Source organism: Litorivivens sp., assembly GCF_041624475.1.
GTDB lineage: Bacteria > Pseudomonadota > Gammaproteobacteria > Pseudomonadales > Spongiibacteraceae > Litorivivens.
This window is the reverse complement of sequence record NZ_JBFJUX010000010.1, coordinates 111033-125645: the sequence shown is the minus strand read 5'-3', so window position 1 is coordinate 125645 and position 14613 is coordinate 111033. Positions and strand designations below refer to the sequence as shown.

Here is a 14613-nt window from a genome sequence, read left to right as displayed (position 1 = left end):
ACCGCCCGTTGCTCCGGAATCACCTCCCAGCAGGTCGTTCACCAGACCATTGCCGTCGGCAGTATTGCCATCAGAGTTGGTCAGCGCATCACCGATGGAACCACCGCCGACACCGGCAAAAGTTTCATCCACCGGATCAACTATCGGCGCCGCCGTATCCAGAACAGGCTCGGTTACCGGCGCAATCACATCGAGAATGGGCGCAACCTGGGTGTCTATCGGATCGGTAACTGGATCAAGCGTGGTGTCGACAACATCGATTACCGGGGCGAGCAAACCGTCGTTGTCCGCCGAGCTACCGCCATCACCACCTGTCCCGGAATCACCGCCCAACAGGTCATTTACCAGACCATTGCCGTCGGCAGTGTTGCCATCGGAATTGGTCAGTGCATCACCGATTGAACCACCCCCAACACCGGCGAAGGCTTCGTCCACCGGGTCAACAATCGGCGCCGCCGTATCCAGAACAGGCTCGGTAACCGGTGCAATTACATCGAGAATGGGCGCAACCTGGGCATCTATCGGATCGGTTACCGGATCGAGGGTTGTGTCGACAACTTCAACAGACGGCTCAATAACTGGGTTCAGCGTTGAATCAACCAACTCAACAATCGGCCCAAAGACGGGACTGTCCGCAAGGTCGCCAAGCCCACCTGAGCCTGAGTCGTCTCCTGAACCGGAGGTATTCTCATCACCACCCAGCAGGTCATTCACCACGCCATTGCCATCGGCAGTGTTGTCATCAATATTTGTCAATGAGTCTTCAAGACTCCCGCCGGTCAGATCAGCCGTGACACCATCGACGGGATTAGTCAGTGGCTCGGCAGCTTCCAGCACCGGATCAGTTAGCGGAGCTACGGCGTCCAGAACAAGCTCGAGGACAACGTCATCTACCGAGTCAGTAAGCGGATCCAGGGCGACGTCGACAAAACCCACCACCGGCGACAACGTCTCACCCAGGGGTCCCGTTAGGCCGGGAAGCGGGGATTCTTCTGTACCATCCCCAGCAAACTCACCGCCGTCGGCCTCATCCCGCGAACCATCGCTGAACAAATCGTTGATCAGACCGTCACCATCGGCGGTGTTGTCATCACTATTAGTCAGGGCGTCTTCGACACTACCTCCGGTTACATCCGCCAGCGTGCCATCAACGGGTGCTGTCACTGGCTCTAGCTCAAACAGCACCGGCTCCGACACTGGCGCTACCGCCCCAAGAGCGGGAGCGAAAACCTGCCCATCGATCGGGTCAGTCACAGGGTCCAGAGCTTGCTCCGCAGGACGAGCTGTTCGACCAAGCGCCTTTCCAATACCCCTTGAAACGGCGGGCAAGGGCGAGGCCTCTCCCGACTCTCGATCATTGTTTGACTTGCGTTTTCCACCCAGCACATCGTTGACGACGCCGTTGCCATCCTCTGTATTGCTATCATTATTTGTCAGGGCATCTTGCACACTGCCGCCAGTCAAATCGGCGACGACGCTATCAACGGGATTGGTGAGGGGCTCAAGCGCATCCAGCAGCGGATCGGTAGCCGGCGCGGTGACACTGAGCACTGGTTCCAGCAGTGCATCATCGACAGGATCGGTAAGAGGGTCTAATCGGGCATCAAGGACATCAACCAATGGCGACAGGCTATCTCCCAAAGGCTGCGTAATTCCTGCATTGGGCGACTCCTCAAAGCCGTTGTCCAGGGCACTCAAGTCGTCAAGCTGCCCGTTAGTCAGCTGCAGCGGATCTTCCGATAGGCCGAGTTGCTTCGCGCCGGAACCCAGCAAATTGTCCACCGGCGCAGCTGCTTGGACCGGATCCAGCCCCACAGCCCTGCCAACAGGTTGAAGCACCCCAGTGGAACGCGCAGCGTTACCAACTGGCCCCGCAAGAACCAACGAAGATGACAATGAGGCTGCAAAAATAAAAACAGAGAATTTACTACAATGCTTAGGCATAACTTCGCTAAGTGGCTCACAACAAGATCTAAAATAGACAAAAGGAGTCGCTTAACTTCGCAATCGCCTAACACATACTAACATAATGCCTATACCGCCATCAGACTACATTTATCAGAGCCAGACAAAACATTGTTATTATGTGAAATTATACGCAACTCAGTCTCTCGGCCGAGAACTTAAGCTCTCGGCCCCGCCTTCATAAACGAAGCCAACACACATACCAACTGCTCAAACATCGTTCGATCAAGCCTCCTGGCACTGTGCTCGTGCCTTCGATAGATGTCGGCTATACCATGGAAAGCGATACTGACAGAGAGGTAGATGCGCTGCTCCCGCTCTTTCTTTTTCAGATGCGCCATCGCCGATTCAAGCAGCGACCGCAACGCAGGGATAGCTGGGAACTCGACTCCCAATGCGTTTTCAGTATTACCCTGAATCTGATTAAGCGCCGAAAGCTGGGAGATGATTTTGACGAAGTTCACCCCCTCCGGGTTTACCTTCACATAATCGACGATAGGCATGACAAAACAGCGCGCTGCGGCCTCGGCCGGTGGCCACTCCCCCGCCGCCGCACGCTCAAAATAGGACTGCCGAAGTACCGCCACCTGCTTCGAATGTTTTTCCACAATTGCCTGTAACAAACCAGCGCGGTTTTTAAAATGGTATTGCAGTGCATTGCGGTTTTTCTGCCCCGCCGCAGCGGTAATTTCGCTGATCGATACTGCATCTATACTGCGACTGCCAAATAGTTTTTCAGCCGCCTCGATCAGGCGATTACGTGTCGCATTCGAGTTTTTCTGATGCTTGGTCAAAGCCTCCACGTCACATACCTACCGTAAATCCACCATCCACCGGCAGGGTTTGCCCAGTAATCCAGCTCGCAGCCGGCGAAGTCAAAAACAACACCGCTGCCGCGATATCCTCTGCCTCGCCCACACGCTTGATACCTTGCCGGGCGAAGGTTTCCTCAATCATGTCGGGCATATGATCAATCACTGGTGCGACCAGGTTGGTGCGCGTTAAACCCGCGGCGACCGCATTGGCGCGAATGCCGTACTTGCCCCAGCAGTGACCGAAGGTTTTGGTCATCTGCACAATGCCCGCCTTGGCCGGGCCGTAGGCCGGCGTCCATTCGCTGCCAAAGTAGGAGGTCATGGAGGCGATACCAATAATACTGGCACCCCCTGCAAACTCACTGGCTTCCAGCAGCGGTCGACAGGCAGTGCTCAGGTGAAAAGCGCTCGACAGATTAATGTCGAGCGAGTGATCAAAGCCCTCGTGCGACCACTCATCCGCCTGTGTGCCACCGGCGTTGTTCACCAGAATATCCAGTCGCTGCAGCTTTTCTGGCAGCGCCAGCAACGCAGCCCGGTCGCTTACATCCAATTCAATATAGGTAAAGCCCGACAGGTCATGCTCATAGTCACCGGCCGATGGGCGACGACCGGTAATAACAACCTCGGCACCTGCCTCGCGGTAAGCCCGGGCGCAGGCCAGACCAATACCATTGGAACCGCCGGTTACCAGAACCTGCGCGCCGACGTAGTCATAGGATATTCCGCTGAACATGATGCTCTCCCAAAAACTGATCATTTATAATATGGTTGAATTAATAATACGCACAGCTTACATTTGAGGCAATACGCACCGAATACTGAGGCCTCCCTCATGAACGATGATTTAAAAACCGCGCTTAACCTCGGCCCCATCGATCAGGTGGGCTTTGTGGTAGCCGACCTCAACGAAGCCATCGCCCGTTACCAACCCCTGTTCGGCGAGTTTACGCTGATGAACGCCCCTGATATGGACTGGCGGTATCGGGGCCGCCAGGAAAACAGCTCGCTGCGTCTGGCCTTTGCCAAAAGCGGTGATATTGAAATAGAACTGATTGAATGGCTCGACGGCGGCACCCCGCACAAGGAATTTCTCGATCAGGGGCGCGAAGGCATTCATCACCTGCGCTTTCGTGTCGAGGATCTGGATGAGAAAGTCAAAGCCGCAGAAGAGCTTGGCTACGAGGCCATCTGGATCAAACGCTTTGCCGACAATCTCGCCGCCGCCTACCTCGAACGGAAAGGCGACCCCTTGATAATCGAACTCTTTGAAAACACCGGGGAATAACCATGCCTGATGCCATCCGCCTGAACGATTTGGCCAATCCTCAGCTCAGCGAATTGCAGCAAGCCGCACTCGAGTTCGGCAAAACGCTCTCCGTCAGCCTTGATACCGAGGACATTCTAGATGAAGCCCGACAAACGCTGAAGTTGACTGATTTCGGTGCTGACGATTTTAAAGTGCGGCTGGAGCTTCTGTGCAGCGAATGGGATGCACACCCCACGCTCAACTCACTGGCGAAGATGAACCTGCGCAACAAATTGCTTTTGTTCGCTAAAAACCGCCTGCTGATACAGGATCTACTGACTCGCCACCCGGAAATCCACGATATTGAGATCGTCGCGCCCATTATTGTTGCCGGCCTGCCTCGTTCCGGCACAACCCACCTGCTCAACTTGATGGCCGCCGACTCACGCCTGCGCTCCCTGCCACTGTGGGAATCCTATGAACCCTTACCCACCCCCGGCGAGAAGCCCCTGCCCGATGGCACCGACCCGCGCTACCAACGCTGCGCCGACGAATGGGCCGCCATGCAGCAAACCGTGCCTCACCTAGCCGCCATGCACCCGATGGAGCCGGATCATATTCACGAAGAACTGGAACTGATGGGGCCGGACTTTGCGTCCTACAATTTTGAATGGCTTTGCCACAGTGAGCGCTGGCGCGACCACTACTACGCCACCGACCAGACGCCCCACTACGAGTACATGAAAACGGTACTGAAAATTCTCACATGGCAGGATGGCGACAGTACCGGGCACAACACCCGCTGGGTGCTCAAATGCCCACAGCACCTGGAACAACTTCCGGTATTGCACAGCGTTTTTCCGGACGCGACGGTGGCGGTTACCCACCGCGACCCAGTCGCGGTTATTCAATCCGCTATCACCATGCTTGCCTACGGCCAGCGCATGTCGCGCACCCGCATTGATCTACCGGAACTGGCCGACTACTGGATCGCTCGCATCGACCATTTGCTGCGGGCCTGTGTTCGCGACCGGGACTGCCTGCCGGAAAGCCAGAGTATCGACGTGCCTTTTCATATTTTTATGGCCGATGATATTGGCATGGTTGAAAAGATTTACGCCAAGGCGGGACTTGCACTGACCGACGCCGCCCGCGCCGAACTGCAAGCCTTTATGGCCGCCAACCCCCGGGGTAAACACGGGCAGGTTGTCTACGATCTAAAAGGTGACTTTGGCATCGACCCCGAGGTACTGCGCGAGCAGTTCGATTTCTATTTCAAGCATTTTCCGGTTCGACCGGAAGTAAAAAGCTGAGCAGCGAGCCCCCTCATGCGAACCCCGATCTATAAAAGCCGTCCGGTGGAGCCCAACCCCGCCCGCTTCGACAGCGGTCAGCGAATCAACGATTTCATCACCCTCAGCGAAGCCTTCTCCAATGTGTATCGCATTGAAACCAGCGAAGGCAGCATTCAACTGAATGCCGGCATGGGCATGGAAGCGCCGGTAATTGACGCCAACCTGAATGTACTGTCCGAACAAAGATTGCACTCCCTGATACTGACCCAGGGTCATGTGGATCATGTTGGCGGGGTGGCTTACTTTCGAGAAAAAAATCCCGGCCTCACGGTCATTGCCGGCGCCAACAATCCAGAGCATCAGGCCTACGATTCGCGACTGGGGCCATTTCGCGGCCAGCGCTCGGCCTTTGCCTTTACGGAAAAATTCAGCGCGGCCTTTACCCACTATCAGCAGCACAATTACACCGACATGCCACCGCAGGACGCTCCCACACCAGACACTCTGGTTGAGGATAAACTGCAACTGGAGATCGGCGACCTGCAACTGGAAGTCATCGCAGTGCCCGGCGCGGAGACCAACGACTCGGTTATTGTCTGGCTGCCCGAACATCGCATCTGCTTTACCGGTAACCTGTTCGGCTGCCCCTTCGGACACTTTCCCAATCTGGTGACCATTCGCGGTGATCGCTACCGCGATGCGCTGGTAGTCGCGAACGCCGTCGACACAGTACGCAGACTTGAACCCGACATGATTCTCTACGGTCACCACGGCCCGGTGGTCGGGCGCGAGCTTATTCAAGACGAACTCAACGCCCTGCACGGCGCCATCCTCTATGTTCACGATGAAACCGTGAAGGGCATGAACGCCGGTAAAACTGTTCACGAATTGATGAGCGAAATAGCACTGCCGCCCGAGCTGGAAGTGGGCGAAGGCTACGGCAAGGTCAGCTGGAGCGTGCGCGCTATCTGGGAGAATTATGGCGGCTGGTTTCACCACCAGTCCACCACCGAACTGTACTCAGTGCCGGCCAGTCAGGTGCATGCCGATGTGGTGGCACTGGCCGGCGTTGACGCCCTGTTGGATCACGCACGAAGCAAACAGAAGGCGCGCAAACTCGAGGAGGCCTTGCACCTTGTCGATATGGTGCTCAATGCTGAGCCCGAACATTGCGAAGCGCTCGGCCTATCTCGGGCCATTCACAGAGACTTGCTCGACCAGACCGATAATTTCTGGCTGCGATCCTGGCTGAATCACCAGATAAACACGATTCAATCGCAGATCAACGAAATCACCTGACGGGAATCTGATTATGTCTATGCCTCTGGTAACGGTTCACGGCCCTGACGATGTACGACTCGATCAGGTACCTACGCCCACGGCCGATAATGATGACGCGATCATAAAAGTCTCCCTGTGCGGCATATGCGGCTCCGACATTGGCTATATCGCCATGGGCGGGCTCGGCACCCTCAGTCCGATGCCGCTTGGGCACGAACTGGTGGGAACCGTTGAAAACGTCGGCAAGCACGTCAACGATCTCCGCCCCGGCGATCGGGTTGTGGTCAACCCGATGGCCAATAGCAATGCCATTGGCAACGGCGGCCCCGAAGGCGGCTTTGCCCCTTACCTGAAAGTGCGTGGCGTCGCCACCGACCACAAAGCCTTGCTGAAAGTGCCTGACAGCATTTCCGACGAGCAGGCGGCACTGGTGGAACCCTTGTCCGTCGCCCTGCATGGTTGCCATAAAGGCCAGGCCAGAGCCGGCGACAAAGCCCTTGTGTTTGGCGCCGGGCCGATCGGGCTCAGTGCCGTGGTCGCACTGCGCTATCTCGGTGTCGCTAACATTGTGGTAACCGACCTGTCCGACTTCCGGCTCAGTATCGCGCGGCAACTGGGCGCCACAACAGTAAACGCGGCCTCCGGCGAACTTGCCGACGTGTTGACCGAGCAGCACGGCAGTGCGGAACTCATGGGCATGCCCATGCCCGCCACCGACCTCTACCTGGAAACCACCGGCGCGCGATCGGCCTTCGAGCAGATCGTGAGCCTCGGCAAAACCGGCGCCCGCGTTGTGGTGCTCGGCCTGCATAAAGAACCGGTACCAATGGATCTGGTAAACCTGCTGATGCGCGAGCTGGTGATCACCGGTTCGATGGCCTACGACAACGAGTTTGACGAGGTGCTGACGATGCTCGGCAGCGGTCAGGTCGACGTCGCCCCTCTGGTCAGCCACCAGTTCCCCCTGTCCCGATTCAACGACGCCCTTGTACAGGCGCGGCAAACCGACCAAACCGCCAAGGTGCTCGTAAACTGTCAACACTAGAGGCAAGCGCATGAAATTCTGGCAACCGATTACCTGGGCCGAAACGGACCAGCTGATTGAAATCGCCCGCTTCGCGGAAGAGGTCGGTTTTCACGGTGTAATGAGCGGCGATCACGCCCTCTACCCCGGCACGATGGAGGCCGGCTACCCCTATTCCGACAGCGGCTATCCGCCACAAACCGAAGAGTCGGAATACCCGGATCAATGGGCGCTGTTCGGCGCACTGGCCGCCGCCACAAGTCGGCTGCACTTTACCTGCGGCGTCTACGTGCTGCCGCTGCGCAACCCCATCGAAGTGGCCAAGGCCTGCGCCACGCTGGATATTCTCAGCAAGGGTCGCTTCGCGCTGGGCGCTGGTGCCGGCTGGATGCGCGAGGAATTTGATATCTACGGCGTGGAATTCAAAACCCGTGGCAAGCGCCTCGACGAGTGCCTGGAAGCGCTGCAAATCCTCTGGAAGCCCGAGCTTGTTGAATACCACGGTCAGTACATCGACTTTCCGCCAATCCGGCTCGCGCCCGCCCCAGAAAACGATATTCCTATTTACATAGGCGGCGCCAACAAGCTCGCGCTTAAAAGAGCGGCCAGGTACGGCAGTGGCTGGATAGGCACAGGCAATCACCCCGACGAAGTGCCGGGGCTGATGAGGGAAATAAAGGAGTTGCGCAAGCAGGCCGGGCGGGAACAGCTGCCCTTTGAAACACTGGTGGGTCTGACGGTTAAACCGGAGTTATCGGTCTTTCAGTCGCTGCAGGACAGCGGTATGACGTCAGGCCTCAATATGCCCTTTGACTACGCGCTGGGAAAAGGCTCCAGCCTGGATGACAAAAAACGACTGATGGAGCGCTTTGCCAAGGACGTGATCCATCGCTTTACTTAAAACACTCAGGATCGCTGTGAAGACCGTTCCTGCGCCAGATAGGTCTGCTCCGTGTCCAGCATACGCTCTGCGGTGTTCAGCAGGGCAGCACGTGACATGGGCGACAGATTGCGGACGACCGACAACAGCTCGATATCGGAGCTGTCCAACTCTTCTTCCAGCCGCTCTGCGGACCCCAGCCCAGTCACCAGCCACGACAGGTTGACCGACAGCACATCCGCCAGCTGGGCCAGAAATACGGTTCCACTCATATCGGTGGTTTCCAGCCAGGCTGCCAGCTTTTCGGGGTCTTGCCGAACCGAGCTTGCCAGATCGCGGGTAGAAATAAGTTGCCGCTTCTGGGCGTATCTCACACGTTGTGACAGGGTGGTCAGCGCCGTTGTTACATTGCTCATTGGCTTTTCTCCTCTCTCTGCCGCGCGATTGATACTGCAGAGGCGCTTTGCTCATATACGACTCAGTGCTCCCTGCCTCTCACTAGGACTCACCAAGGCTTATTTGTGCAATGATTGTGCTCCGGAAACACAGGCAGCCATATACGTAATTTCCACGGTCGGCAAGATGATGCGCGGCCTGACGAGCGCACTGCCGGAAAGCCCCGAATCCTCGGCGATCCTGGCGTACAGGGTTGGCAGCGGTGTTGATTTGCGGTCAAACTGGCTATGCTTCAAGCCACTGCAGTCAAAGAAACTCGAGCCGATGGCGGTAATGCCCTGGGCCGCGGGGATAAGGGGTGACGGTGCACGCAGAACAACTCGAAATTGCAGGCTTCCTGGCGCAACATCCGCCATTCAATGAATTACCTGAAACTGCCCTGCATGAAATTGCCCAGCAGGTTGAAATCAGCTATTACCGTGCGGGCCGGGATATTTTGCAATTCCGCGAGCCCATTCAGGACCTCTACGTGGTTCGCAGCGGTGTCGTTGAAACGTTCCGCCGCACGGGCGAGCTCTATAACCGCTTGGGTGAAGGGGGTATTTTCGGACAGCTGGGCCTGATGATGAACCGTCGGGTGCGCTTTCCCGTGAAGGCCCTGGAAGACACGCTGCTGTATTGCATTCCGGTCACCCTGTTCAACGATCTCTGTGATCGCTTCGATACCTTTGCCGATTATTTTGAGGCGGAAGATGATGCACTGCTGCGCAACGCGATTTCGGCGCAAGCAGAAAGTAATGATCTGACCACAGTAAAAGTCAAAGAGCTGATTACCCGAGAACTGGTCACCTGCGCTTCCGACACTTCGATCCGCGACGCCGCACGGCAAATGACCGAACAGGGTGTGTCCCTACTACTGGTTACGGGCTCGACACCGCCCGTCGCCACCAGCGACGATAGCCCTCATGTTGTAGGCATTGTTACCGACCGGGACATGCGCTCGCGGGTTATGGCACAGGGAATCAGTTACGAGACCGCCGTCAGTGAGGTCATGACTGAAGATCTGCTCACGCTGGACGACAACGCCTATGTATTTGAAGCCATGCTGTCGATGCTGCGCTTTAATGTGCATCACCTGCCGATCATGCATCGACGTCGCTGCATCGGCGTAATCTCCCTGTCAGACATTCTTCGGCATGAATCGCAAAGCAGCATACTGCTGGCCCGCGGCATTTTTGCGCAGCAGAGCGTTGACGGGCTGAAGTATTACGCACAACAGTTACCTGCGGTCTTTGTGCGCATGGCAAATGAAGACGCCAACTCCCATATGATTGGCAGCGCCATGTCGGTGATCGGACGCAGCTTCAAACAGCGGCTGCTGGAGCTGGCGGAAGAGAAACTGGGGCCGCCACCCGTGCCCTACAGTTTTCTGGCACTGGGTTCCATGGCGCGCAACGAGCAGCTGATCGTGACCGACCAGGACAATGCCATCATCCTGCACAACGATTTCCAGGAGGATCGGCACGGCCATTACTTTGAAGAGCTCGCCCGCTTTGTCAGTGATGGCCTGGCCGAATGCGGCTACCCTTACTGCAGCGGCAACATCATGGCGACCAACCCCGCCTACCGTGTAAGCCTGAATGAATGGAAGCAACAGTTCAGCGACTGGATTGAAAAACCCCAGCCCAAGGCCCTGCTGAACAGCTGTATTTTCTTCGACCTTGACAGTGTCTGGGGCGAGGAAAAGCTGGCGGAGGAGCTGCGTCAGTTTGTCGCTGACAAGGCACCCAAACACCGCGCATTTCTCGCCAGCATGGCGCGCAATGCACTTAATCGCACGCCACCACTGGGCTTTTTCAAGGAGTTTGTACTGGAGCAGGACGGCAAACACAGAAACTCAATCAACCTGAAGCGGCGCGGCACCGCCCCCCTGACCGACGCCATTCGAGTGCATGCCTTGGCGGTCGGCTCCAAGGCGCAGAATTCCTTTGAGCGCATCGAGGATATCAAGCAGGCGGGACTGCTGCCCTCAGGCAAAGCTCAGGACCTGAGTGACGCACTGGAATACCTCTCCATTGTCAGAGCGCGGCACCAGGCACTGGCGATTCAGGCCGGCGAAGAACCCGACAACAATGTCCAGCCCGATATGCTCTCCAGTTTTGAACGGCGCAATCTCAAAGAGGCCTTCAGGGTTCTCCACAATGCACAGAATTTCCTGAAGTTCCGCTACAAAGCCAACGTGCGGGTATAGCCTGGCTATGGCTTTGGATAAAGGGATGCCTGTTGATTGGGACAGACGCTTTAAGCAACTGCAGCAGAGCTGTCGCAATGAGCACCTGCGGGCCTATTACCAGCAAAGTATGGTTAGCGCCGACACACCCATTGAGCATGTACCTCTGGTCGCCCTCGACTTTGAAACCACCGGCCTAGACAGCGCACGGGATGATATCGTCAGCATTGGACTGGTGCCATTCAGTACTGAGCGCATTCGCTGCTCACAGGCCGAGCACTGGATTGTAAAACCCTCCCGGCCTCTAGCCGAGCAGTCGGTGGTGATCCATCAAATCACCCACTCCGACATTCTCGATGCCCCGGATCTGACCGGGATTCTCGATGACTTACTCAGCGCGCTGGCGGGCAAAGTGGCCGTGGTGCACTACCGCCACATTGAGCGTGAATTTCTGTTTCAGGCACTTATGAAACGGATCGGCGAAGGCATCCAGTTCCCGGTGATTGATACGATGGCCATAGAGCAGGACAGACTGCGGAAAAATCGCGGGTTAGTGGCAAAGCTGCTGAATCAGGCGCTCCCCTCGTTGCGCTTGCCGGACTGTCGGCAGCGCTACGGCTTGCCGGCCTATCAGCTGCACCACGCTACGATAGATGCGATGGCCACCGCAGAGCTGCTACAGGCACAACTGGCGCATCACTACGCGCCAGAAGTGCCAATAGGTCAGTTGTGGTGTTAGCGCCTTTGCAGGCGCTATTCCAGGGTCGCGCCATCAGCGCAGTACATTGCTTACTGCCGCGACGTCATCGGTTCTGTGCGAAAACCCAGTATCAGGCTGAAACACATCAGTATCAGCACCAAGGTAAACGGCAGCCCGGTTGATATGGCCCCCGCCTGCAGTGCCTCTATGGCTTCGGTGCCACCAATCCAGAGCAGGGCTGCGGCTATCAGGCCCTCAATGCTCGCCCAGAAAATACGCTGCGGTACCGGCGCGTCAATCTTGCCGCCGGCGGTAATGCTGTCGATGACCAGCGAGCCGGAGTCCGACGACGTAATAAAAAACACCAGAATCAGAACTACCGCGATACTCGATAGCAGCGTACTCATGGGCAGCTCGTCAAACATCTGGAACATGGCGAGCGGCACATCCGTCAGCCCGTCTTTGCCGAGAGCGCCAACACCACTGACCACCTGATCAATGGCGATGCCGCCATAGATAGACATCCACAGGACAGTCACCAGTGTCGGCACGACCAGCACCGCGACCAGAAACTCTCTGACCGTACGCCCCGACGAGACTCGTGCGATAAACATACCGACGAAGGGGGACCACGAAATCCACCAGGCCCAGTAGAACACCGTCCAGCCCTGCAACCAGGCTTCATCTTCGCGCCCGTGGGGGTTGCTCAGGGGAAGAATGTTCTGAACATAACCGCCTATCGTCGTGCCGAGATTACCCAGTGCCACCGAGAACCCCACGAGACCCACAAAGGCCAGTAACACAAAGGCGATAAACATATTCACGTTACTGAGCACTTTGACGCCGCCCTCAAGACCTCTCACAACCGAGATAATTGCCAGCAGCGTTACCCCGACAATGACCAGAATCTGCGACCCCAGGCCACCTTCGCTGCCGAAAACATGGTTGATACCGGAAGCGGCCTGCTGCGCACCCAGCCCCAGAGATGTTGCCAGACCAAACAGCGTAGCCAACACCGCAAGTATATCGATAAGGTGCCCGGCCCAGCCCCAGGTGTGGTCGCCCAGAATAGGATAGAAGATGGAGCGGATGGAAAGCGGCAGCCCCTTGTTGTAAGCAAAAAAGGCCAGTGACAACGCCACTACGGCGTAAATCGCCCAAGCGTGGAGCCCCCAGTGATACATCGTTGCGCCCATGGCAAGGTTCGCTGCTTCCGGGGTATTGGCTTCAACACCCAGCGGGGTTTCATACCATCCGGTGAAATAGGCCACGGGCTCGGCAACCCCCCAGAACATCAGGCCAATCCCCATGCCGGCTGCAAACAGCATGGCCAACCAGGATAACAGCGAGTGCTCTGGTTTGGCCTCCGCACCGCCAAGACGAATCTTGCCGTAGGGTGAAAAGATCAACACCAGACAGAAGACCACAAACAGGTTGGCTGACCATACAAAAAAGGAATCAAACGCACCGATGATGTCCCATTTAAGGCCGTCAAGCGCGGCTTTTGCAGTGGCCGGTTCAGTGACGAGAGCAGCTATCAGAAAGAGCAGAATCAGCCCGGCACTGATACCAAAAACCGGGTTGTGAATGTCGAACCCCCATTTCTGTATATTGTCCTGGCCGACGGTATAGTCGGTATTCTCTATACTGTACTTATCGTCTTCATATGACATGTTTACCTCGATCTATTTCAGCAATTCCAATGGTTGATTTCACAAGACGCAATCGCATCTAGAAATAGAAATCAAAGGAGAAGTAAATTGCGTCAAAATCGCCCTCACCCACATCGCCGTTTCGATTAATAAAGCCGTCCTGCGAGAGGTACTCAATATAGAACCACCCGGGACCGTAGTTGTAACTTGCCCCCGGAGAGACGGCAACAACGTCGCGGGAGTCATTGCCTTTGGTGTCGGTGCTGGCACCGGTCGCTTCAAGATAGAACAGCCATTTATTCATCTTGTAGTCTACGTGCAGCGCGTGACGCTGATTCTCGACCTCGACGTTCGGGCACGCCGTTGCAGCAATACAGGCGTCGAGTTCTGTGAAGTCACGCATCACATCAATAAAACGATACTTGAAGGTAAAGTTGTCTTTGGAATAGGTGTAGTGCAGATCCCAGGCCCGGTGTTTGCCATCGTCCGGGACTCTGCCGCCGGCGGCAGCGTTGGTGAGATCTTCCAGTTTACCCTGCTGAAACGAAGCGCCAATGGTGTGCCCGTTACCAAAGGGATAATCTGCATTAAGCACCAGAGTTTCACCCTTGCGGTAGGTCGTCGAGCTGCCCCAGTGACCATTGTCATCAACCGTGTCGGTACTGGTCTTGCCCCAGTCATCCTGGGTGTAGTAGGCCGCATCGTATTGAATGCCACTGTGCTTTCCTGTCAGCTTGATACCGACGTCCATCTGATCGCCGTAGCCGCCCTGCAGCATATCACCGGGCCAGAAATTGCTGGTTTTCCAGCCGAAGGGTACCTGGCTTTTGCCGATTTTGATCTGATTGTTCTCGTCCAGCTGATAACTGATCCAAGCCTTGTGCATGGTAAAGTTATCACCGCTGTTGTTATTGGCTTTGTCGGTAAACGACCCGGTGCCGATTCGCATTTCACCACTGAAGCCCCAGGGCCCGTGGCTGCCATCATCACTGGCATAAAGAATTAACGCCGGGTCGGCAAATTCGCCATCAGCATCATTGGAATCATCCGTGACAACATTCTGGTAGACCCACCAGATCCCTGCACTGAGCTCCGCTCCTGCGAAACTGACTCCAGAAGCCATTGA

At 56.4% G+C, this 14613-nt stretch carries 12 protein-coding genes and 1 pseudogene; 7 read left to right on the top strand and 6 right to left on the bottom strand.

Going from position 1 to position 14613, the window contains the following annotated elements; translation table 11 throughout:
- The 3 genes and pseudogenes from ABY734_RS11895 to ABY734_RS11885 all read right to left on the bottom strand — a co-directional run.
- Positions 1-1782: pseudogene (locus tag ABY734_RS11895) on the bottom strand (hypothetical protein); the annotation flags it as partial.
- Between the two features lie 341 nt (positions 1783-2123).
- The gene (locus tag ABY734_RS11890) at positions 2124-2768 is read right to left on the bottom strand and encodes a TetR/AcrR family transcriptional regulator (protein WP_372779387.1); all 645 of its coding nucleotides are present in this window, start codon (positions 2766-2768) and stop codon (positions 2124-2126) included.
- A 1-nt stretch (position 2769) separates the two neighbouring features.
- Positions 2770-3516, bottom strand: a complete 747-nt coding sequence (locus ABY734_RS11885) for an SDR family NAD(P)-dependent oxidoreductase (RefSeq protein ID WP_372779385.1) — start codon at positions 3514-3516, stop codon at positions 2770-2772.
- A gap of 99 nt (positions 3517-3615) precedes the next feature.
- On the opposite strand from ABY734_RS11885, the gene ABY734_RS11880 reads away from it, so the two are divergent.
- The 5 genes from ABY734_RS11880 to ABY734_RS11860 are packed head-to-tail and all read left to right on the top strand — an operon-like array spanning position 3616 to position 8530.
- Positions 3616-4068 (top strand): VOC family protein, encoded by a 453-nt coding sequence (locus ABY734_RS11880; protein ID WP_372779383.1) that lies wholly within the window; start codon positions 3616-3618, stop codon positions 4066-4068.
- A gap of 2 nt (positions 4069-4070) precedes the next feature.
- Complete coding sequence (locus ABY734_RS11875; RefSeq protein WP_372779381.1) at positions 4071-5342, top strand: sulfotransferase; 1272 nt, start codon at positions 4071-4073, stop codon at positions 5340-5342.
- Between the two features lie 15 nt (positions 5343-5357).
- Positions 5358-6623 (top strand): alkyl sulfatase dimerization domain-containing protein, encoded by a 1266-nt coding sequence (locus ABY734_RS11870; protein ID WP_372779379.1) that lies wholly within the window; start codon positions 5358-5360, stop codon positions 6621-6623.
- A gap of 13 nt (positions 6624-6636) precedes the next feature.
- Positions 6637-7650: a zinc-binding dehydrogenase gene (locus ABY734_RS11865; RefSeq protein WP_372779377.1), complete on the top strand. Its 1014-nt coding sequence runs from the start codon at positions 6637-6639 to the stop codon at positions 7648-7650.
- A gap of 10 nt (positions 7651-7660) precedes the next feature.
- On the top strand, positions 7661-8530 hold the full coding sequence (locus tag ABY734_RS11860; protein WP_372779376.1) for a TIGR03619 family F420-dependent LLM class oxidoreductase: 870 nt from the start codon (positions 7661-7663) through the stop codon (positions 8528-8530).
- A 5-nt stretch (positions 8531-8535) separates the two neighbouring features.
- Here the strand turns inward: ABY734_RS11860 and ABY734_RS11855 are convergent, their stop codons facing one another.
- Positions 8536-8925, bottom strand: coding sequence for a hypothetical protein (locus ABY734_RS11855; protein ID WP_372779374.1), 390 nt, complete (start codon positions 8923-8925; stop codon positions 8536-8538).
- 344 nt (positions 8926-9269) lie between these two features.
- Here ABY734_RS11855 and ABY734_RS11850 point away from each other — a divergent pair, with 344 nt between their 5' ends.
- Positions 9270-11156, top strand: coding sequence for a putative nucleotidyltransferase substrate binding domain-containing protein (locus ABY734_RS11850; protein ID WP_372779372.1), 1887 nt, complete (start codon positions 9270-9272; stop codon positions 11154-11156).
- 25 nt (positions 11157-11181) lie between these two features.
- Complete coding sequence (locus ABY734_RS11845) at positions 11182-11874, top strand: 3'-5' exonuclease (protein ID WP_372779370.1); 693 nt, start codon at positions 11182-11184, stop codon at positions 11872-11874.
- 50 nt (positions 11875-11924) lie between these two features.
- On the opposite strand, the gene ABY734_RS11840 is transcribed toward ABY734_RS11845, so the two are convergent.
- Both ABY734_RS11840 and ABY734_RS11835 read right to left on the bottom strand, forming a co-directional pair.
- Positions 11925-13508, bottom strand: a complete 1584-nt coding sequence (locus tag ABY734_RS11840) for a BCCT family transporter (protein WP_372779368.1) — start codon at positions 13506-13508, stop codon at positions 11925-11927.
- Positions 13509-13566: 58 nt separating this feature from the next.
- Entirely contained in the window at positions 13567-14610 is a 1044-nt protein-coding gene (locus ABY734_RS11835; RefSeq protein ID WP_372779367.1) for a hypothetical protein, read from the bottom strand.
- Between the last annotated feature and the right edge of the window lie 3 nt (positions 14611-14613).

Coding starts and splice junctions, on each gene's coding strand:
- ABY734_RS11860 (WP_372779376.1), top strand. CDS start 7,661: ATGAAATTCTGGCAACCGATTACCTGGGCCGAAACGGACCAGCTGATT.
- ABY734_RS11840 (WP_372779368.1), bottom strand. CDS start 13,508: ATGTCATATGAAGACGATAAGTACAGTATAGAGAATACCGACTATACC.
- ABY734_RS11845 (WP_372779370.1), top strand. CDS start 11,182: ATGCCTGTTGATTGGGACAGACGCTTTAAGCAACTGCAGCAGAGCTGT.
- ABY734_RS11870 (WP_372779379.1), top strand. CDS start 5,358: ATGCGAACCCCGATCTATAAAAGCCGTCCGGTGGAGCCCAACCCCGCC.
- ABY734_RS11855 (WP_372779374.1), bottom strand. CDS start 8,925: ATGAGCAATGTAACAACGGCGCTGACCACCCTGTCACAACGTGTGAGA.
- ABY734_RS11835 (WP_372779367.1), bottom strand. CDS start 14,610: ATGGCTTCTGGAGTCAGTTTCGCAGGAGCGGAGCTCAGTGCAGGGATC.
- ABY734_RS11875 (WP_372779381.1), top strand. CDS start 4,071: ATGCCTGATGCCATCCGCCTGAACGATTTGGCCAATCCTCAGCTCAGC.
- ABY734_RS11880 (WP_372779383.1), top strand. CDS start 3,616: ATGAACGATGATTTAAAAACCGCGCTTAACCTCGGCCCCATCGATCAG.
- ABY734_RS11865 (WP_372779377.1), top strand. CDS start 6,637: ATGTCTATGCCTCTGGTAACGGTTCACGGCCCTGACGATGTACGACTC.
- ABY734_RS11885 (WP_372779385.1), bottom strand. CDS start 3,516: ATGTTCAGCGGAATATCCTATGACTACGTCGGCGCGCAGGTTCTGGTA.